This is a genomic window from Vibrio maritimus (assembly GCF_021441885.1).
Classification (GTDB): Bacteria; Pseudomonadota; Gammaproteobacteria; order Enterobacterales; family Vibrionaceae; genus Vibrio; species Vibrio maritimus_B.
Genome location: NZ_CP090438.1, coordinates 1,264,279 through 1,284,808 on the forward strand (window position 1 = coordinate 1,264,279; position 20,530 = coordinate 1,284,808).

General features: G+C 47.2%; 17 protein-coding genes and 1 other annotated feature. Of the genes, 5 read left to right on the top strand and 12 right to left on the bottom strand.

The annotated features are described in order from the left end of the window. Window positions 1-57 precede the first annotated feature (57 nt). The gene (locus LY387_RS05790) at window positions 58-630 is read right to left on the bottom strand and encodes a septation protein A (protein WP_234495632.1); all 573 of its coding nucleotides are present in this window, start codon (window positions 628-630) and stop codon (window positions 58-60) included. A gap of 315 nt (window positions 631-945) precedes the next feature. Here LY387_RS05790 and LY387_RS05795 point away from each other — a divergent pair, with 315 nt between their 5' ends. Next, complete coding sequence (locus LY387_RS05795; RefSeq protein WP_234495633.1) at window positions 946-2,775, top strand: M4 family metallopeptidase; 1,830 nt, start codon at window positions 946-948, stop codon at window positions 2,773-2,775. Window positions 2,776-2,855: 80 nt separating this feature from the next. Here the strand turns inward: LY387_RS05795 and LY387_RS05800 are convergent, their stop codons facing one another. From LY387_RS05800 to LY387_RS05830, 7 genes are all read right to left on the bottom strand, one after another. Next, entirely contained in the window at window positions 2,856-4,094 is a 1,239-nt protein-coding gene (locus LY387_RS05800; RefSeq protein WP_234495634.1) for a dicarboxylate/amino acid:cation symporter, read from the bottom strand. Window positions 4,095-4,436: 342 nt separating this feature from the next. After that, window positions 4,437-5,255: a tryptophan synthase subunit alpha gene (gene trpA / locus LY387_RS05805; RefSeq protein ID WP_128648546.1), complete on the bottom strand. Its 819-nt coding sequence runs from the start codon at window positions 5,253-5,255 to the stop codon at window positions 4,437-4,439. Then, window positions 5,255-6,445, bottom strand: a complete 1,191-nt coding sequence (gene trpB / locus LY387_RS05810; RefSeq protein ID WP_234495635.1) for a tryptophan synthase subunit beta — start codon at window positions 6,443-6,445, stop codon at window positions 5,255-5,257. Before trpB ends, trpA begins: the two co-directional genes overlap by 1 nt. 118 nt (window positions 6,446-6,563) lie before the next feature. Beyond that, window positions 6,564-7,928 (bottom strand): bifunctional indole-3-glycerol-phosphate synthase TrpC/phosphoribosylanthranilate isomerase TrpF, encoded by a 1,365-nt coding sequence (gene trpCF / locus LY387_RS05815; RefSeq protein ID WP_234495636.1) that lies wholly within the window; start codon window positions 7,926-7,928, stop codon window positions 6,564-6,566. A 25-nt stretch (window positions 7,929-7,953) separates the two neighbouring features. Then, complete coding sequence (gene trpD, locus LY387_RS05820; protein ID WP_234495637.1) at window positions 7,954-8,955, bottom strand: anthranilate phosphoribosyltransferase; 1,002 nt, start codon at window positions 8,953-8,955, stop codon at window positions 7,954-7,956. Window positions 8,956-8,983: 28 nt separating this feature from the next. Beyond that, window positions 8,984-9,619 (bottom strand): aminodeoxychorismate/anthranilate synthase component II, encoded by a 636-nt coding sequence (locus tag LY387_RS05825; protein ID WP_234495638.1) that lies wholly within the window; start codon window positions 9,617-9,619, stop codon window positions 8,984-8,986. A 5-nt stretch (window positions 9,620-9,624) separates the two neighbouring features. Further along, window positions 9,625-11,190 (bottom strand): anthranilate synthase component 1, encoded by a 1,566-nt coding sequence (locus tag LY387_RS05830; protein ID WP_234495639.1) that lies wholly within the window; start codon window positions 11,188-11,190, stop codon window positions 9,625-9,627. A 164-nt stretch (window positions 11,191-11,354) separates the two neighbouring features. Further along, window positions 11,355-11,457 (bottom strand) — a sequence feature (Trp leader region). A gap of 136 nt (window positions 11,458-11,593) precedes the next feature. Here LY387_RS05830 and rnm point away from each other — a divergent pair. From rnm to rluB, 3 genes are all read left to right on the top strand, one after another. Continuing rightward, complete coding sequence (rnm, locus tag LY387_RS05835; RefSeq protein WP_234495640.1) at window positions 11,594-12,490, top strand: RNase RNM; 897 nt, start codon at window positions 11,594-11,596, stop codon at window positions 12,488-12,490. 158 nt (window positions 12,491-12,648) lie between these two features. Continuing rightward, window positions 12,649-13,269: an L-threonylcarbamoyladenylate synthase gene (locus LY387_RS05840; RefSeq protein WP_112478851.1), complete on the top strand. Its 621-nt coding sequence runs from the start codon at window positions 12,649-12,651 to the stop codon at window positions 13,267-13,269. A gap of 139 nt (window positions 13,270-13,408) precedes the next feature. Beyond that, window positions 13,409-14,341 (top strand): 23S rRNA pseudouridine(2605) synthase RluB, encoded by a 933-nt coding sequence (gene rluB / locus LY387_RS05845; protein WP_112461021.1) that lies wholly within the window; start codon window positions 13,409-13,411, stop codon window positions 14,339-14,341. 75 nt (window positions 14,342-14,416) lie between these two features. Here the strand turns inward: rluB and LY387_RS05850 are convergent, their stop codons facing one another. The 4 genes from LY387_RS05850 to LY387_RS05865 all read right to left on the bottom strand — a co-directional run bounded on the left by LY387_RS05850 (window position 14,417) and on the right by LY387_RS05865 (window position 19,341). Continuing rightward, the gene (locus LY387_RS05850; RefSeq protein WP_234495641.1) at window positions 14,417-15,751 is read right to left on the bottom strand and encodes an amidohydrolase; all 1,335 of its coding nucleotides are present in this window, start codon (window positions 15,749-15,751) and stop codon (window positions 14,417-14,419) included. A gap of 95 nt (window positions 15,752-15,846) precedes the next feature. Next, complete coding sequence (locus tag LY387_RS05855; protein ID WP_234495642.1) at window positions 15,847-16,521, bottom strand: trimeric intracellular cation channel family protein; 675 nt, start codon at window positions 16,519-16,521, stop codon at window positions 15,847-15,849. A 148-nt stretch (window positions 16,522-16,669) separates the two neighbouring features. Further along, a complete protein-coding gene (locus LY387_RS05860) occupies window positions 16,670-17,641 on the bottom strand; it encodes a linear amide C-N hydrolase (RefSeq protein ID WP_234495643.1) in 972 nt (323 codons plus the stop codon). Between the two features lie 230 nt (window positions 17,642-17,871). Beyond that, the gene (locus LY387_RS05865; RefSeq protein ID WP_234495644.1) at window positions 17,872-19,341 is read right to left on the bottom strand and encodes an amidohydrolase; all 1,470 of its coding nucleotides are present in this window, start codon (window positions 19,339-19,341) and stop codon (window positions 17,872-17,874) included. A gap of 269 nt (window positions 19,342-19,610) precedes the next feature. Here LY387_RS05865 and LY387_RS05870 point away from each other — a divergent pair, with 269 nt between their 5' ends. After that, entirely contained in the window at window positions 19,611-20,507 is an 897-nt protein-coding gene (locus LY387_RS05870; protein WP_234495645.1) for a LysR family transcriptional regulator, read from the top strand. Window positions 20,508-20,530 lie beyond the last annotated feature (23 nt).

Consider the following 20,530-nt stretch of genomic DNA (forward strand, 5'->3'; position numbering starts at 1 on the left):
ACCCGTAGGTCGCTGATTCTTAGTCTTTCGCGGAGTATACAAAAGATCCGGCGCTGATCAAGACGTATGATCTTGGTTCTCATTTTTGGTGTCTTCGTCGGCTTGCTCTTTCGGCATGTGCTTATAGATGTAAATGCCAGTAAAGACAGTAAAAAGTAGAGTCGCGATGAGCAGCCCAAACACTTTGAAGTTGACCCACACATCAAGTGGCAATGAGTACGCGACGTAAATATTCAGACCAGCGCAAAATGAGAAGAAGCCGACCCATGCGTAATTCACTTTTGCCCAGACACTATCCGGTAAGGTTAGCTCTTTGCCCAACATACCTTTGATCAAGCCACGCCCCATTGCATGAGTGACTGCGAGTGCGATGGCGAACAGTGCATAAACAATGGTGACTTTCCACTTAATGAAGTTGTCATCATGGAAGAAGATGGTCATGCCGCCGAACACTGCCACCATAGCAAACGTAATGAGTTGCATTTTTTCTATCTTCTTGTACAGAAGGTAGGTCACACCTATTTGAACGGCAGTGGCTATGATTAACGCCCCTGTCGCCACGTAAATATCCTGCATCTTGTACAAGACAAAGAAAATAATCAGGGGAATAAAGTCGAGTAGTTGCTTCATTGGTTGAGCTAAGCCTTTTTATAGAATATCGCTGTAGTGTATCGAAAAGTCCTCGCAGCATAAAACGGTAATAGGAGGCTGGAAGCAGTAACACAGTTTTCATTATTACTATTATCTAGCACGTCAATTGCACCAGAATGCAGCAGCTATTGATAGAATAGCGCCTGTAAATGTTTACGAAATGTTAATAACCGAGTTTTTGCTCTATTCTTGTTTGTTGCAGATATGTTGCATATGTTTTTACTTCAATCGGATGTTGGTTAACCGATTGAATTATAAGTATTAATTATATCAATAATATTCAAGGATTTCAGAATGAACAATGTAACACGTCAAGCTAGGTGGCTTATTGGAACGTCGAGTATAGCCATGGCTATGTCGGTAAATGCAGCAGAGCTTGTTGAAATGACCGATGCCACTAAGGCACAAGCGCTTATCGACGCGCAGTTTAGTATCGTCCCTCAAGCCGATGCTTACACAGAGATCAAACGCGTTACTTTGCCAAATGGCAAGACTAAGGTGAAATACCAGCAGCTCTATCAGGGGGTGCCGGTCTATGATGCAACAATTACATCGACCAAAGGAGAGCAGGGTATCTCTGAAGTATATGGTGTGATGGCTCAAGGGCTAGCGAGTGATTTACCCGTGGTCAAACCAAACATTTCCAGCGATGAAGCGTTAGAGCTTGCAGAGCGTCATCATTTTACAGTGCATAGCGCAGTGACCAGCGATAAACCAGATATTGAAAATCGCCATTCGAAACTCATGGTGAGAGTCGGAGAGGACCAAGTTGCACGTATGGTGTATCTGGTCGATTTTTTTGTGGCAGGTGACTCGCCAGAGCGACCGTTTATGTTTGTCGATGCAGAGTCTGGGGCGATCTTGGACTCTTGGGATGGCATTAACCACGCTCTTGCAACGGGACCCGGTGGAAACAGTAAAACTGGCGCGTATTACTTCGGACAGGACTTCCCGTCTATTTTAATGAATAAGTCGGGTAACACCTGCACGATGTCGAATGAGAACGTAAAAACAGTCAACCTTAACGGTGCGACCTCAGGCTCGACGGCGTTCAGCTATACCTGTAACGATTCAACCAACTACAACGATTACAAGACAGTTAATGGTGCCTACTCGCCAATAAACGATGCTCAGTACTTCGGTAATGTGGTGTTTGATATGTTCCAAGACTGGATGCAAACGGCCCCCTTGACCTTTCAGCTAACGATGCGTGTTCATTACGGAAGTAACTACGAGAATGCGTTCTGGAATGGCTCGTCGATGACTTTCGGAGATGGACAAAATCGTTTTTACCCATTGGTGGATATTAACGTCAGTGCCCATGAAGTCAGTCATGGCTTCACCGAGCAGAACTCAGGCTTGGTTTACAAAGACATGTCGGGTGGTATGAATGAAGCCTACTCGGATATCGCGGGTGAAGCGGCGGAGTATTACATGCGTGGCAGCGTCGACTGGATAGTGGGTGCGGATATCTTCAAAGGGGATGGTGGCCTTCGTTACTTTGACCAGCCGTCAAAGGATGGCAAAAGTATTGATGATGCGTCGCAATACTATGATGGCATCAATGTTCACTATTCGAGTGGTGTCTTCAATCGAGCATTTTATTTGCTGAGCACCAAATACAACTGGGATATCAAATCGGGTTTTCAGGTGTTTACTCTGGCGAACCAAATGTATTGGGGAGCGAACAGTACCTTTGACCAAGGTGGTTGCGGTGTGGCAAAAGCTGCGGATGATTTGTCGTTTAACCGCGACGATGTTGTAAAAGCCTTTGCTGAAGTAGGTGTGGACGCTAGCTGTGGGGTAACAACGCCAACACCGGGCAATGAGCTTAAGCTTGGACAGCCAATTACAGGTCTTAACGGTGCATACAACAGCACCGACTACTACACCTTCAAACTTGAGAGCAGTGCAACTGTCACGGTTGCTATCGAAGGTGGTGCAGGAGATGCCGATCTCTACGTACAGAAAGGCAGTAAACCGACTACTTCAAGCTACGATTGTCGACCATATCGCAACGGTAACTCTGAAACGTGCTCTATCAACGCTGAAGCGAATACGACCTATCACGTAATGTTGCGAGGCTATCGCGAGTACTCGGGTGTCACACTGTCACTGAATTAGCGATTGTCTTCGAAAAGCAATTATCAATAAAAAAGGGCTGCTCCTATTGGTGTCAGCCCTTTGATATTGAAAGCGTTCGATTATGCTTGTTGTTTTTGAAGCTCAGCTTGCTCTTCTGCTGCTTCTTCAACCAGTGCGTCAACGATAACTGCACAAGCTGCATCACCAGTGATGTTTAGTGCTGTACGAATCATGTCGAAGATACGGTCAAGAGCGAACAGTAGTGGTAGACCTTCGATTGGAATACCTGCCGCCAACAGTACTGCAACAACAAGGAACGAAGGACCAGGAACACCTGCTTGGCCTACTGCACCTAGTGTTGATGTTACGATGATGGCAATGTAAGCACCCATTGATAGATCAATGTTGAAAAGCTGCGCAAAGAAGATAGCAACTAAGCCGTAGTAGATCGCGTTACCAGACATGTTGATCGTCGCACCCAGAGGCAGAACGAATGATGCCGTAGAGTTCTTAACACCAAGCTCTTTCTCTACAGTGTCCATAGTCACTGGTAGCGTTGCCATTGATGAAGCGGTTGATAGTGCAACAGCTTGCGGCTTTTTCATCGCGCTGATGAATTTCTTCGCTGAGGTCTTAGTGAACAGTTGAATCATCAGTGGGTAAGCAACGAAGCCAAAGATTAGGATTGCTGCGATGTAGACAACGAACAGCTTGAATACAACCATTAGTGCGCCAAAGCCGAATGTACCTACAGCCTCAGCCATCAAACCAAATACACCGATTGGCGCGATGATCATTACCTTGTTGATCATCCAAACCATAACGTCAACGATCGCGTTTACACCGTTAAGAAGAGGATCGCGGCGAGTGGACTCAAGCTTAGAAAGGCCGATACCGAAGAACAGACAGAACACAAGGATCTGTAGGATGTTCGCTTCATTTAGGGACTGGAAAACGTTAGTTGGGATCATACCAGTGACGGTAGCCCAGAAAGTGGGTAGTTCACCTTTTGAAGCGTATTCAGATGAGAACATGCCTTCGATACCCGCAGTATCGATATTTACGCCTGGTTGGAAGACTTCGCCCATAACTAGAGCAAGTGCAACCGCAAGTGCTGACGTTAGACCGAAATAAGCGAGCGTAGTCACGCCAACTTTACCGGCGTTACTGCTGTTGCCAAGACCTGCAGCACCAGAAATTAGTGCAACGGCAACCAAAGGAATCACCAACATCTTAATTAGATTGATGAAGATGGTACCTAGTGGAGCAAACATAGAAGCAGATTCACCCATCATGGCACCAATAAGGGTACCGAGGATCATTGCAATCACAACTTGGACGCCAATGTTATTTAGCATCAACTTTTCTTTTAACACTTCCTTAACTCCTGTGCTATTTATTTATCAAATCCTAGAATAGTCGTTTACTTGAACGGAAAATAACAGACTAATCTTCGGTGGCAATTTTTACACTTATTTAGCACTTGGCGCAACAACAGAAATCGAAATCATGTAAAAAACTGCGAAAAAACCGAATGAATGGTGAACAAATACTCGAAAGCAAACGTTTGCTATTGGTTGGGTGAATTGTTGGTGGTCGATTTTTGGGCAGAGTTATCGATAATTAGGATGTGGGGAATATTGAGATGTAAAAAAAAGGTTGCACGATAAGTGCAACCTTTTTGGACAGTAAAGCAGTGATTAACGCTGTGTCGCTGCCTTCATAGATTTAACAAACTGAGACAGTTCGTTCAGCATAGTCTCTGGTGCATCGACATTTTTTTCGATGATTTTTACAACCGCTGAGCCTGAGATCGCGCCTGCAGCGCCAGCGTCTAGCGCTTGTTTCACTTGCTCTGGCTCAGAAATACCAAAGCCAAGCAGTGAAGGCGGTGCATCGAACTTGTTCAGCTTTTCTAGCTGTGTGTTCATCGGCATGTTTGCCTTGGTTTCAGTACCCGTTACACCCGCGCGAGAAAGCAGGTAAGTGTAACCGCCGCCAAGTTTTGCAACTTGCTCGATGGTCTCTTCACTTGCTGTTGGCGGAGCGATGAAGATTGGGTGTACACCGTGCTTGTGTGCTGCTTCTACGAATTCTTTGCTTTCGTTGGTTGGAACGTCTGCGATAAGCACCGAATCCACACCAACATCGGCACATTGCTTGTAAAACGCATCGACACCCTTTGAGTAAACGAGGTTAGCGTACATAAGCAGGCCGATAGGCGTCTCTGGGTACTTTTCACGAATCTTCGCGAGCATATCGAAGCAGATAGTTGGCGTTGTTTTAGCGTCTAATGCACGGATATTTGCGCCTTGGATTGTTGGACCATCCGCTTGAGGATCTGAGAACGGCATACCTAGCTCTAGTGCGTCTGCACCAGACTCAATCAAGGTTTCCATGATCTGTAGCGACAGCTCTGGGCTTGGATCACCCATAGTGACGAAAGGAACGAATGCGCCCTGATTCTTCTCGCCCAAACGAGCGAACATCTCTTTATAACGATCTTGATTCAGGCTCATTACATTACTCCTTTTTCTTTTAGAATGTCGTGTACAGTAAAGATATCTTTGTCACCGCGACCTGATAGGTTCACGACAAGAAGCTGCTCTTTTTCAGGGTTTTCACGTGCCATTTTAAGCGCGTAAGCTAGGGCGTGAGAAGATTCTAACGCAGGGATGATACCTTCATGCTTCGCTAGCTCTTGGAATGCATCCAATGCTTCGTCATCGGTAATTGCGCCGTATTCTGCACGACCAATCGCATTCAGGTGCGCGTGCTGAGGACCCACAGATGGGAAGTCTAGACCAGCCGAAACAGAGTAAGACTCTTCAATCTGACCGTTAGGGTCTTGCATCAATGGTGCCTTCATACCAAAGAAGATACCTGTTGTGCCGTGTTTTAGCGGAGCACCGTGCTGATCAGTGTCAATACCAAGACCTGCTGGCTCTACACCAATTAGGCGTACTGATTCTTCTTCGATGAAGTCTGCGAACATACCGATAGCGTTAGAACCGCCGCCTACACAAGCGATGACGGCATCTGGAAGCTTGCCTTCACGAGCCAGTACTTGGTTTTTGGTTTCTTCACCAATCATGCGTTGGAACTCACGCACGATAGTTGGGAATGGGTGAGGACCTGCCGCAGTACCCAGTAGGTAGTGCGCGTCTTCGTAGCTTGCTGACCAGTCACGCAGCGCTTCGTTACATGCATCTTTCAATGTTGAAGAGCCAGAGTGTACAGGAATCACTTCTGCACCCATCAGACGCATACGGAATACGTTAGGGCTTTGACGTTCAACGTCTTTCGCACCCATGTAAACGCGACACTTAAGGTCGAGTAGAGCACACGCAAGAGCGGTTGCTACGCCGTGCTGACCAGCGCCAGTTTCGGCGATGATCTCTTTTTTACCCATGCGCTTAGCAAGCAGTGCTTGGCCAAGTACTTGGTTAGTCTTGTGCGCACCACCGTGAAGGAGGTCTTCACGCTTTAGGTACAGCTTGGTTTTGGTGCCTTTTGTTAGGTTGCGAGTCAGCGTTAGCGCGGTTGGGCGGCCAGCGTATTCTTGCAATAGCTCCATGAACTCTGAGCGGAACTCAGCGTCGTCTTGAGCGTCGATGAAGGCTTGCTCTAGTTGATCCAGTGCAGGCACTAGGATCTGTGGTACGAACTGTCCACCGTATTCGCCAAAGTAGGCATCTAATTTAGACATGGTTAATTCCTCAATAATCCACTTGCTCTAGCCTTTACAAACGATGATTCGTTGTCGAGCAAGTTTTAATAATTCTTAGTGTATGACCTTAACTCATTGGGTGTCGTTAATCTGGACGTTAGTAGTCTCGGATTAGCGCGAACGCTTGGTTTAACTTCTCAGCGTCTTTTTTACCCGGTGCTGACTCGACTCCTGAGTTTAAGTCTAGTCCGATGCAGCCAAGTGTACTGGCTTGCTTGATGTTGTCTGGAGACAAACCGCCTGCCAACATCACATCGCTCGTGTTGTTTAACAGTTGCCAGTCAAAGCTTTGCCCCGTGCCGCCTGATTGCTCGCCAACTTTGGCATCCAATAGGTGACGGTCTGCTTTAATTACAGTTAGGTCAGGAATAGCATCGGTCACGCCGTGCGCCTTCCAGATTTTTACGTCATCATTCAGAAGTGGGGTCAGCGTATCGATGTAGGCTTGGTCTTCGTCGCCATGAAGCTGTACGGCTGACAGTTTTAGCTCGTTAGCCGTGTTAGCAACAAACTCTGGGTTGTGGTTTTGGAACACACCCACAAACTCAAGTGGTGCACCGCTCATCACCATGCGAGCCGATTCGGCATCAACAAAGCGAGGCGATTTTTCAACAAAGATCAGCCCGCCTTTTACCGCGCCCGCTTGATAAGCTTTCGCAGCATCATCAGCATGAGTGAGACCACACACCTTGTTTTCGCCTAGTAGAACTTTACGCACTGCTAGCTCAAGATTGTCTTCTGCCATGAGCGAGCTACCGATCAGGAAACCATTCGCATAGGCGCAAAGGTCACGAACTTGCTGGTGGTTATAGATACCAGACTCCGAAATGATGATGGTGCCTTCAGGCAGTTTCGGCGCCAACTCTTTGGTGCGATCTAGGTTAACCGATAGGTCGCGAAGGTTGCGGTTGTTGATACCGACTACCTTTGCACCAAGCGCAATCGCACGCTCTAGCTCTTCCTCGTTGCTCACTTCGGTCAAAATGCCTAGCTCAAGAGACTCTGCGACTTCCGCGAGCTCACGGTATTCCTCATCATTAAGCACAGATAGCATCAGCAAGATAGCATCTGCGTTGTAATGACGAGCGAGATAGACCTGATAGGTATCGATCATGAAGTCTTTACACAGTACTGGCTGCTTAACTTGGCTACGCACTTGAGGTAGGAAGTCAAAGTTTCCTTGGAAGTACTTTTCATCGGTCAGTACAGAAATCGCACTAGCGTGATTGTTGTAAACCGATGCAATGTAATCGAGGTCAAAATCATCACGGATCAGACCTTTTGATGGTGATGCTTTTTTACACTCTAAAATGAACGCGGTTTTGCCTGTCGAAAGCGCACCATAGAAGCTGCGGTCTGACGGAACGAGATCCGCTTTGAAGCTCTCTAGTGGCTGAGTTTGCTTACGCTCCTCAACCCAAATCTTCTTATCATCGACGATTTTTGCTAATACTGTTTCCATTGTCTTTTCCTGTTGATTCGCCGAGTTACTTGCCGTGTGCTGCCAGCTTTTGGACGAGCTCGTATGCTTTACCGGAGTTCATTGCCTCGATGGCTTGTGCTGCGTTAGCTTTGAGGTCTTCATGACCAAATAGTTTCATTAGCAGAGCAACGTTTACCGCTACAGCGCCTAATTGCGCGTCCGATCCTTTGCCCGTTAGCATGTTGGTAATGATGGCGCGGTTTTCTTCCGGCTCACCACCTTTGATCGCCTCTAGCGGGTAAGACTCTAAACCAAAGTCTGCTGGTGTTAGGGTGTATTCGGTGATCTTGCCGTCTTGGATTTCTGCTACCAGAGTTTCACCGTGAATAGCTACCTCATCCAAGCCACTACCGTGAACCACAGCCGCGCGCTTCATACCCATTTGTAGCATGGTTTCTGCAATAGGACGAACCAGTTTTGCATCATAAACACCCATCAATTCGATGTTTGGGCGAGCAGGGTTGATTAGAGGGCCTAAGATGTTAAAGATGGTGCGAGTTTTCATCGTTTGACGCACTGGCATCGCATGGCGCACACCACCGTGATATTGCGGAGCAAAAAGGAAAGCAACGCCAATTTCATCTACGGCGCTACGAGTATCTTCCGCCGACATAGCCAAGTCGATACCAAATGAGTCCAGTAGATCTGAAGAGCCAGATTTGCTCGACACGCCACGGTTACCGTGTTTTGCGACTTTCAGGCCACACGCTGCTGCCACAAATGCGGCAGTCGTTGAGATGTTGATGGTGTTGGCACCGTCGCCACCTGTGCCTACGATATCGGCAAAGTCATAATCAGGACGAGGGAATGGGTTCGCGTTGGCAAGTAGTGCCTTTGCCGCGCCAGCGATCTCGTCTGGTGTTTCGCCTTTGATCTTTAGAGCTGTCAGAGCTGCTGACATTAGAATTGGATCAAGCTCGCCTTTGATAATAGTGTCAAACAACGACTGGCTCTCTTCTTGAGTCAGATCCAGTTGGTCGTAAAGTTTGTTGATAATGGTTTCCATAATTACGATTCCTTAGTTGTTTGAATTCTTAAGCCGATTTTGTTTCGTTAGATTTTTCTGTCGCCCAAGCGATGGCATTGCTCAGTAGTGTCGCACCGTAGGTAGTCATAATAGACTCAGGGTGGAACTGGAAGCCGCAGATACGATCTTGTTCGTTCGCGACCGACATCACTAGACCATCAACCTGAGCGGTCACTTCTAGTGAGTCAGGTACTTTCGTTGCCACCAGTGAGTGATAACGTGCTATTGCTAGCGGTGAAGGTAAGCTTTCGTAGATAGCGTGGTTATCGTGCGCCATCATTGACACTTTGCCATGAATGATTTCACCAGCGCCAGCAACAACACCACCGTAAGCTTCTACAATGGCTTGATGACCGAGACAAATACCGATCATCGGTACTTTGCCACGCAATGTCTTAATCAGCTCTGGCATACAACCCGCTTCTGAAGGCGCACCCGGACCTGGAGAAAGTACAACCACAGGGTTATCGAGCTCTAGTACTGCTTTAGCGATTTTGTTTGCGGCAATATGGTTGCGATAAATCTTAACGCTGTGTCCTAGGCTTCGGAACTGATCCACTAGGTTGTAGGTAAACGAGTCAAAGTTGTCGACAAATACGATATTGGCTAGTTCGTTGTTCGCTGAAATTGTAGTGTTAGACATCGTGATTACCCCTTGTGCGCCGTTTTGATTGCTGAAATGACGGCTTGCGCCTTACCACGAGTTTCATCCGCTTCGGATTGAGGGTCCGAGTCAAATACAACACCGGCGCCCGCTTGAACTTGAGCAATACCGTCTTCAACGTACGCTGAGCGAATTACGATACAGGTATCTAAATCACCCGCACCGTTCATGTAACCAACGGCGCCGCCGTAGCTGCCTCGAGTTTGGCCTTCGAATTGGCGAATCAGCTGCATTGCACGAATCTTGGGTGCACCGGTGAGCGTACCCATATTCATACAAGCTTGGTAGCCGTGAAGGGCATCTAGGTCACCACGAAGTTGACCGACGACGCGAGAAACTAAGTGCATGACGTGACTGTAGCGGTCTGTTTTTAGAAGGTCGGCTACATGGCGAGAGCCGGGCTCTGCAATGCGAGCCACGTCGTTACGTGCTAGGTCAACCAGCATCATGTGCTCCGCGTTCTCTTTCATGTCGCTGCGAAGCTCTAGCTCAATGCGGCTATCTAGGTCTTTGTTGATGCTGCCATCCGCATTCTTGCCGCGACGTCGAGTACCCGCGATAGGGTAGATCTCAATTTGGTTTGAGTCTTTGCCGTACTTAAGTGCACTCTCTGGAGAGGCACCAAACAGAGTAAACAGCTCATCTTGCATATAGAACATGTAAGGGCTTGGGTTGCTCTGCTTCAGCTCTTTGTAGGCAGCAAGAGGTGAAGGGCATGGCAGTGTGAAACGGCGAGATGGTACAACTTGGAAGATGTCACCACGAACCACGTACTCTTTTAAGTCGCGAACGATTTGGCAAAAGTCTTCATCTGAGATGCTTACGTCTTCTTGAATACCTTCGACTTTCGTTGCCGCTGGCACCATTTTTAGGTTTTCGCATTGCTGGCTGATCTCTGTGATTCGGCCGCGGATACGAGCAAGTTCGGCATCATCGTGGTTAAACAGCGTCGTTTGTAGGTCGCAAGACTCTTTTTGGTGGTCGACAACCAGTAGACTCTCAGCAACATAGAATACAAAGTCAGGACACTGGTTCGCTTGGTTTGCATCGCCCAGAGGCTCAAAGTTCGCAACGATGTCGTAAGCAAATAGCCCGCCCATGAAAATGGCGTTTTTATCCAAACCGCTTAGGTCAAAGCTGTGTTGAACAAGGCGCAGCGCATCAAAAGAGGAGGCTTCACGAAGTCGAGAGTCTTCATCGAGTGTGTCATCTGGCATCTCAAACTGAACGACGAGCTCTTTGTCTGTTAGCGTGTGTTCGATTTCCTCTGCAATATTCTGAGCAATAATGTTAAGAAGGTTAACACCATTGGTGGTCAGCGCTTCATAACGTACCTTGTGACCTTCACACACAATACGAACGGCAGAATCAACGATAAGTAGGCTCTGTAGGTCTTGTTTTGAGTCGATTTCAGCAGACTCAAGTAGCAGACTATCGGTTTTGTTTTCACACAGGGTGTGAAACAGTCTGGTTGGGTCTTGCGCGTATGGCACTTGGAGAGAAAGGACTTCCAATCGACCCTGTTTATTGATGCTAATGGCTTTATTCACAAAAGCTCCTTTTAATCTTGAATCTGCTGTTGCAACAATCTTGGTTCACCTAGCGGTCATTAAGCTATAGTCGCACAATTAAAACGTTTGCCCAACGCTCAATGTACCCAAATTGTTGCTAAAATAATCGTTTAAATTGAATTCTTTGTCAGATGAATCGAAAAACAAAAAAGCCCACTCGATTGAGTGGGCTTTAATCAAATTCGGGTTTGATTATGCACGCAAAAAAGCCCACTCGGATTGTATCCAAGTGCGCCACCAACCTACTAGAGCATTAACCCCAAGGTTTAAAGGTTTTTTGAATGTATGAATATCGAGTAACATACGTGCCTAATCTCAAAATCTGTATCTGCGTACTAGTTAACTAGTTCGCGAGCTAAAAGTCAACCGAAAATGTGAAAAAATGAAGATAGATTTACACAGTCACACTACCGCCTCTGATGGCCGATTATCGGTTGCTGATCTCTTAGACAGAGCCATAAGCTTCGATGTAAAAGTTCTGGCGATTACTGACCACGACACCTTAGACGCGTTGCCTACCGCGCATCAGCTAATTGAAGAGCAGTCCTTGCCTATTGAGTTGGTGAACGGCATCGAAATTTCGACGGTCTGGCAGAATAAAGACATTCATATTGTCGGGCTTGGCGTAGACATTGACTCCCCTGAATTAAATGCGCTGATCCGCGCTCAGCAAGCAAGAAGAGTAGAACGTTCTGAACTTATCGCTCATCGGCTGGAAAAAGCAACCCGTGAGGGTTTGCTTGAAGAAGTGAAGGCGATAGCGGGCGATGCCCCAATCACTCGCGCTCATTTTGCGAAATGGCTGGTGGACAACGGTTACGCGAAAAACATGCAGCAGGTGTTCAAGAAGTTTATGACGCGCAATAACACCGGCTATGTGCCACCAAACTGGTGCACCATGTCAGAAGCTGTAAATGCCATTCATCAAGCGGGTGGGCTAGCCGTGCTGGCACACCCGGGCCGTTATCAGTTAACGGCTAAGTGGCTAAAGCGTCTACTGACGGCATTTGTTGAAGCTAATGGCGATGCAATGGAAGTGGCTCAGCCACAACAAAGTCAACAAGAAAGGCGCAACCTCGCAGATTATGCGATACAATACAATCTATTAGCTTCACAAGGGTCAGATTTCCACTATCCTTCCCCTTGGATGGAGTTAGGTAGAAACTTGTGGTTACCATCAGGCGTAGAACCGGTATGGGACCGCTTACCACTAAAGACAGCAACTTCGCTGACGACCACTACAATTGAGGGTGGTGCTGAAGATGGTGAAAAAGAATAAAGAAGCCGATATCTTTTGGCCTTAGCGTTTGTCCAAATAGACATAAGCATCTTCACCTCACTTTCTTTTGATTCATTATCGTATTGAAGAGACAGCTCTTGAAGTCGAACGACAGGGAAGGTCGTACCGAGAGCGTCCTTAAGTTTGAAGGAATAACAATGAGCCAATTTTTTTATGTACACCCAGAAAACCCGCAGGCACGCTTGATCACTCAAGCGGTAGCCATAGTTCGTAACGGCGGTGTCATTATCTATCCAACCGATTCTGGTTATGCACTTGGCTGTCAGCTAGAAAACAAACAAGCGTTGGAGCGCATTTGTCAGATCCGTCGTCTCGATGACAAACACAACTTCACTTTGTTGTGTCGTGACCTGTCTGAACTGTCTCTTTACGCACGTGTTGATAACACTGCATTTCGTCTGTTAAAGAACAACACGCCTGGTCCTTACACCTTTATCTTCAAAGGCACTAAGGAAGTCCCGCGCCGTTTGATGAATCCAAAGCGTAAGACGATTGGTATTCGTGTACCAGACAATCAAATTGCTCTTGATTTGCTTGAAGCATTGGGTGAGCCGCTAATGTCGACTTCCCTGATTTTGCCTGGTAACGAAGTGACGGAATCAGATCCCGAAGAGATCCGTGACAAGCTAGAGCATGCGGTAGATTGCATCTTGAATGGCGGTTATTTAGGTGAGCAACCGACGACAGTGATTGACTTTAGTGACGACGAAGCAAAAGTTCTACGTGTTGGTGCAGGCGACCCTGAACCATTCGAGTAGAGTTTTGAATGTTTTCTTACTAAATTAGTGAAGAAACTTGATGCGTGAATCAGGTTTCTTTGCGATAATACGCGACCGCGATTTTTAGGTCGCATTATCTGGTTTCGACGTCTGTGAAGACGACATTATAGGTAGGTAAATGAGCGAAAAATTACAAAAAGTGCTTGCTCGCGCAGGCCACGGTTCTCGTCGTGAACTTGAAGCCCTGATTAAATCTGGGCGCGTGAGTGTGAATGGTCAGGTAGCAAGACTGGGCGAACGTCTGGAAGACGAAAATGCGGTCATCCGTATCGATGGTCATACTGTTTCTGCCAAAGCACAAGAAGAAGTGGTTTGTCGAGTTCTGGCCTACTACAAGCCGGAAGGTGAGCTATGTACACGTCACGACCCTGAAGGTCGTCGTACCGTGTTCGACCGCTTGCCAAAGATCCGCGGTTCTCGCTGGATTTCTGTTGGTCGTCTTGACGCTAACACATCAGGTCTACTCCTTTTCACGACCGATGGTGAACTGGCTAACCGCCTAATGCACCCAAGCCGCCAAGTAGAGCGTGAATACCTTGTGCGTGTATTTGGTGAAGTGAACGAGCAAAAAGTTCGCAACGTGGTAAACGGTGTTGAGCTGGACGATGGCATGGCTCGCTTCGAAGACGTGGTTTACGCGGGTGGTGAAGGTATGAACCACACCTTCTACGTCGTTATCAACGAAGGTCGTAACCGTGAAGTACGTCGTCTGTGGGAATCTCAAGAGACCACAGTTAGCCGCCTTAAGCGTGTACGCTACGGCGACATCTACCTAGACAAGAAACTGCCTCGTGGCGGTTGGATGGAACTCACTCTAAAAGAAGTAAACTACCTACGTGAGCTAGTTGAACTTCGCCCTGAGAAAGAGACCATGCTAGACCAAAGCCAGAACACCTCTCGTCAACGTGAGCGTTCTCGCAGCCAGAAAATTCGTCGCGCAGTACGTCGCCACGAAGAGCGTGCAAATGCGCCAAAAGGTCGTAGCAACCAACAACGCCGCAACAAAAAGTCTTCTGGTGAGCAAGGTGCTCGTAATAAGACGCGTCGCTAATCACGACAGTTATCGAATACTAAAAAAACCAGCGTGAGCTGGTTTTTTTGTACGTGCGAATCGAACAAGAGTCAGTTATTGGCTTTGTTCTGAGTTGAGAAATGCCTTAACCACAGAAGTAAGAGCAATCGTCCCCGTTGGGATTGCGCCTTGTTCAACCACAAAATTTGGATTGTGGTTGGTATATTTAGGGAAAGTGCCGTGTTCGACAAAGCTATCCCATGTGTTCTGTGTTGCCGCACCAACTTCGACAAACAATACCGGTACTTCAGGGTATTCGTAGGTCAACATGTGAAAATCTTCAGACCCCATTACTGGTGGAAACCCGAGTTTCACGTTCTCTTCTCCAAGAGACTCAATCATGGCCTGTTTGGCGACTTCCGACTCTTTAGTTGGATTAATGAGTGGTGTTGAGTAGCCTTTCATCTCATAGGTCGGCATGTTGTCTTCATCCACACCGTACATGCGAGCCACATTGTCGGTGACTTGCTTGATACCTTTAAGCATCACATCACGATCTTCAGTGCGGTACCAGCGAAGGTTAAGCTTGAGCGTCGCCGTATCAGGAATGATGTTGTTTTCACTGCCGGACTCAATCGCGCCGACAGACAGCACGGCCGGTTGTTGTTGGTCGACCATTCGCGACATGATAGTTTGGTAGCCAAGTACTGACATTGATGCCATCACAACCGGATCTTTGGTGACATGAGGTGTTGAACCATGACCACCGACACCTTGAATGAAGACGTCAATCTGGTCGGTACCCGCCATACGACGACCGTCGGAGATTGATACACTGCCTTCTGGCAGAAGAGGGTGAACATGGCCCGCAATCAAAATATCCGGCACTGGCACCTTATTAAATAGTCCGTCTTTTGCCATCGCTGTTGCGCCCATAATTAGCTCTTCAGCAGGCTGGGCGATAAGGACTACGGTGCCGCTCCATTTCTCTTTCGCTTCAGTCAACTGTTTTGCCATGCCCAGAAGCCAAGTTATGTGAGCATCGTGACCGCACGCGTGCATTGCGTAAATCGGATTACCAAAGCGGTCTTTGGTTGGGTTTGTGGATTTGTAAGGCAGGTCCGTTTCTTCTTTAACAGGTAAAGCGTCCATGTCCGCACGGAACATGACCGTTGGTCCATCACCATTTTTAAGCACCGCGGCTACGCCGGTTCGCGCGATGCCTTCGTGAACCTCGAAACCAAGCTGCTTGAGTTCATTAGCAATGATCTTAGCCGACTCAAATTCCATAAAGCCGATCTCTGGGTTGGCATGGAAGTGTTCAAACAGCTCAATCAGTCTTTCATTGTCCTGGTAGACGGACTGTTTCAATTCAGAGTCAGCAAACAGGGTTGGTGAGAATAGGAAGACGGAAGAGGCTAGGGCAGTAAGCGTCATCTTTTTAATCATAATAGTGTTTCCGTAGTTGGGTTGTGATGAGCCAAACGGCGGTTTTCCCTATGCTATTCAACTCATTAGTATCGACAAACTCTTCTGTAGAGGACTCAGTCCTCACCCTCTCGCATTTTAACTAAAGTGAACTTTTGCCCGAGTAGTGCCCAGTTTGGTACCCCAATATTGAAGTAGATGGACAGCGAACGACCGGCAATGATGAGTAAGATACATAGTGTCGAGCTCAGTACCGACCATTGTGGTGCGAGACTTAAAACCACGCAGTGCATGGCACAGCCCAGTGCGATAGGAATCGCGTAAAGTTCGCTTTCAAAAAGTAGAGTAGGTCTTTGCATCAGCATATCTCTGACAATGCCGCCTCCCACTGCAGTTATTAGGCCCATGAACACAGGAGCGATAGGGAGTCCAAACCCAAGTGCCCATGCCTTGTTAGTGGCTTGAATGGCAAACAAAGCAATGGCAAAGGCATCGATATGAAGATAAAACTCGTTTATCCAGCGCTTTTTCAGTAGACCAAAGAAGACGAAACCTAACAGGCTCGCACTGATAGAGATCCATACATAGCTAAGATCTTGAGACCAAAAGACAGGGACATCCAACATGAGGTCACGCATGGTACCCCCGCCAATTGAAGTGATAAGACCCAAAATAATAAGTGAAAAAATATCGACACGTCTTTTACTTGCAGCCAGTACGGCTGACAGTGCGAAAGCGGCGGTTCCTAGTACGGTGACAACTTCACTGAAAATTTCTTGACCAGAGCTCATTTTTTGCCTCAATCATATGCAGATAAACGGTGAGTAACAGGATTCGAAGGTCCAGGCTGTCGACCTTTCGAATCTCATCATCTAAAGGGTTACCACGCAGCCATCTGTTCCTCCGAAGAGATAACTGCGTGGTACGTCGCGTCGATGATTACATCCAAGTGATCATTGATGTCTGAGCTAGCTTGTCAGTCACATCACCGGCGATGAACTCAGGACCATTTAGCTCGATTGCCATAATTGGTGCACCTTGCTCAAGATTTAGGTTGTCTAGGTCAACCCAGATAAGTGCTGGTTGGCTCGCTGAGTCCAGGAAAAAGCGTTTTGCGTCGTGGTCTGACATTGAGCGCCATAGCGTTGCAGAGATGTTTGGGTGTTCTGGATCTTCCATACCTAGAGGTACGCCTACAGAGCGCAATACAGATAGGGCAGCAGCCGTTGCTTCTTGACCGTCAGCGAAGTTAGGCGTGCTTTTTAGTAGGTAGTTAGCACGAACAAAACGGTCTGCCGCATTGATTGTGCCTGGCAGCATTTTGTCTCCACCAACAAGCTCCCAGTATTTGTTGATTGCAATTTGCTCGTCAAAAACTGGAGAGTTAGTCATAACACGGTAGTCATTGCTGTGGTGGATTTTAAGCTCACCATCGACATATTCTAGAATTGCGCTGTCGCCAGTGCTATCAGAAAGAGAAAGGTGAACCGATGCTGCGCGGCCGTTAGGTAGTAGCGGAGCGACAATCACAAAAGGAGGCTCTTGCATTGCAGCGACTGCTTCTGCAACAGTAGCGAAGTTATCCAAGAAGTATTGGTTCCATGCGCCAATAGAAAGACGAGGTTTGTTCGATAGTGTGTAGTCACCGTAATCCGCTTCAGCAAGATAAAGAGTGTTGGCAGCCAAACCCGCTTCATTTAGACCGTCAGAAGATGCTTTGCCGTAAAAAGAAGCAAAAACAGAACCATACTTAGAAGTCCAAGTCAGTGCATTTTCCATACTGCCACCGGTTTGTGCTAGGCCGCGTGGGTATACGATCATGCTGGTTTTTGCGGTTGGATCGTTCCAATCCATGCCACGTGCAGTAATGAATTTGCCAGTTTCTGTTTGATACATAATACGAGTACACATAAGTGCTTTCTCCAAAGGTTAGTTTTGATATTTCGTTGAGCGGTAATACATTTGTCTCAACAACTGCGGTTATAGTATCTGGCTTGTCTCTAACCCCTGAATTCACTGAAGAGGATTCAATCATCACCTCTTAGTAATGCGGGAATAGGAATATAGGGAACCTAAGCGCTTTGTGTAGCGACAAAAAAAGCGAGGGCATTGATGCCCTCGCTTTGATGAGTTTGTGAGAATTATTTGTGGCTGTGACCACAGGTCGGATTGTAGTTTTCGCCCAGTCCAAAATGTTCTAGAGCCGTATGTAGACAGCAGTCGTAGTTGGTCAACTGCTCGTCATTTAAGATGCCTCTAGGGTTATAGTCGGTATCATTTAATGAAGCATATTCCTGGCCGTTTTTGTTTTTCTCAAATTCAGCCGTCACGTCTTTTAGTAGCTGAGGGTTTGTGAGTAACTCAAGTCCTTGCGCAGCCATAACATGGGCTGCTTGTAGACCGGCTTTACGTCCAATACTCATACCGTTACACGCAGTGCAACCCCATTGATGTGGTGGGATGTATTTAGGCCACGCGGCAAACATCACACCCATTGTCGGTACTTTCCAGCTGACATCACCAACGTCTGATGAGCCGCCAACTTCAACACCATGAGGTACATCCATCACGTCTGTAGCAAGGCCGTCTTCTGGTTTGCCCATTTCACGTTGAATAGATTTGGCAAACTCTTGCTCTTCCTCTGTCCAAGCGATCGGCAGATAACGATTCATATGAGTCGTGATTGCTTCGGCAAATGGGTCGTTAGGCAAAATGTCATAGATACCGCCTAGGTTAGTCACGACTTCAGTGGTTTGAGTCGACAATGAGGCACCCTTGGCCATGTCTTCTAGCCACGCCTTATACTTGCGCACATTCTCAGCAGATTTTCCGCGGTAACGAACCAGAACTTTAGCGTAGTCAGGGATGACATTCACTGCGTCACCGCCATTTAGAATCTGGTAGTGTAGGCGACCTGTAGGTTCCATTTGCTCGCGCATCATATTCGCTGACATTAAGAAAATCTCAGCAGCATGGAGTGCACTTCGGCCTTCCCAAGGAGCCGCACCAGCGTGCGCAGTTACGCCTTTCCACTCGATTAGTAGGTCGATGGAAGCCGCAGAATGGAAGTTCAGTGCTGCATTCACCATCGCAGGGTGGTTGTGTAGGCAGACATCCAAATCATCAAATGCGCCAGCAGAAACCATGTAGTTTTTACCGTTCAACGCTTCTTCCGCAGGACAGCCGATAACCTTAATGGTGCCAGCGATACCTTCTTTTTCCATGTGGTTTTTTAGCGCGATCGCTGCGCCAATAGATGAAGAGCCGATAAGGTTGTGCCCACAACCGTGGCCATTAGTATTGCCATTCTTAGCTGGGGTTTTAGTCGGTACCGTATCGTTGCCAAGACCTGGCAGTGCATCAAACTCCACTAAGTAGCCGATGACAGGCTTGCCAGTACCCCATTCAGCGACCCAAGAGGTCTCTAGGCCAGCTACCGCACGCTCAGTAATTGTAAAACCATTGTTTGCAAGTACGGCACTTTCCAGCGCTGAGCTTTTGAACTCTTCATAGCTCAGTTCTGCGTAGTCCCAAACCTTTTCTGCCATATTCCAGATAACGCCGGCTAGCTGCTCAACTTCGTTATCGATTTTTGAGTAATCTGTCATCATGTTTACCTTTATGTTTCACGAGTTAATTTCGTTCAGAGAAGAGCTCTCTGGGTCTGCGAAAATAATATGATGAGATTTCCAATCACCAAACATCACAGCGTAGGACGTAATCCTCACATCTACAGTATGGTGAAAAGCAATAAATAAAGAAGTACAGCCCTCACTACGCTGCCTGAGCTGTGTGACAAATGAAATAATTCGTCTATCATTGACAAGAAAAGTAACGTTTCGACAATAAGTTACGTTTTAAATGGGTTTAGGAGGCGTATGTGAATTTTAGCTTGGAACAGTTGGCGGCATTTGTCAGTGTCTATGAAGAGCGCTCTTTTAGTAAAGCGGGGAGCAGACTAGGTAAACACAGAACCACAGTGGGGCAGGTGATTGCCAACTTAGAAGATCAAGTCTCCGTTGAACTGTTTGAACGTAACACACGCAGTGTTGACCCGACTCAAGATGGCCATTTTCTTTATCGCTATGCAAAACAGGCCCTTGAGCAAGCAAAGACCTTTGATAAAGTGGCATTGAGCTTATCGTTTGGAGAGCTTGATGCCGTTACCGTTGCCTACAGTAGCTTCTTACCCCATCTTGCGATTGCGTTAATCCGCGAGCAGCTTATCGACGACTTCCCCTCGCTTCGGGTGAACTTATTGGTGAGGACGCAAGAGCAGATTCGTGAAGGACTCGCTGATGAGTCGATTCAGTTTGGTATTGTCAATGTGACCAAAGCGAGCGCAATGAGCAATATCGACTACACCATGATTGGCAATATGCCGTTTGTTCCTTTTGCCAGTAAGTACAGTGAGTTAGCAAGCTTACCTGAAGATCAAGTTTATGACGCGTTGAAGACGACACGTCAGTTCGTGCTCAAATCTCTCGTCGATGAAGGGTTAGCCAATCATGTGGTTTTGTCAGCGAACCATGACCTGATTGATCAGTTAGCACTGACCATCAAGCTCACTCAGAAAGGCTTAGGCTGGACTTTGATGCCTAAGAACATTGAAACCAGCGACTATGTAGCGGATAACCTCACCGAGATAAAGTGTGAGAAGATCCGCGGTGGATTGTCTGTGCCGGTCGCGCTCTGGAGCTTGCAATCTAAGCCGCTTATGGAAATAAAAAAGTCGATACAAAAAGGTATCGACAGTTATATAGAGCTGATAGGTTAATAGGCTTTTTAGCGCTTTCGCCT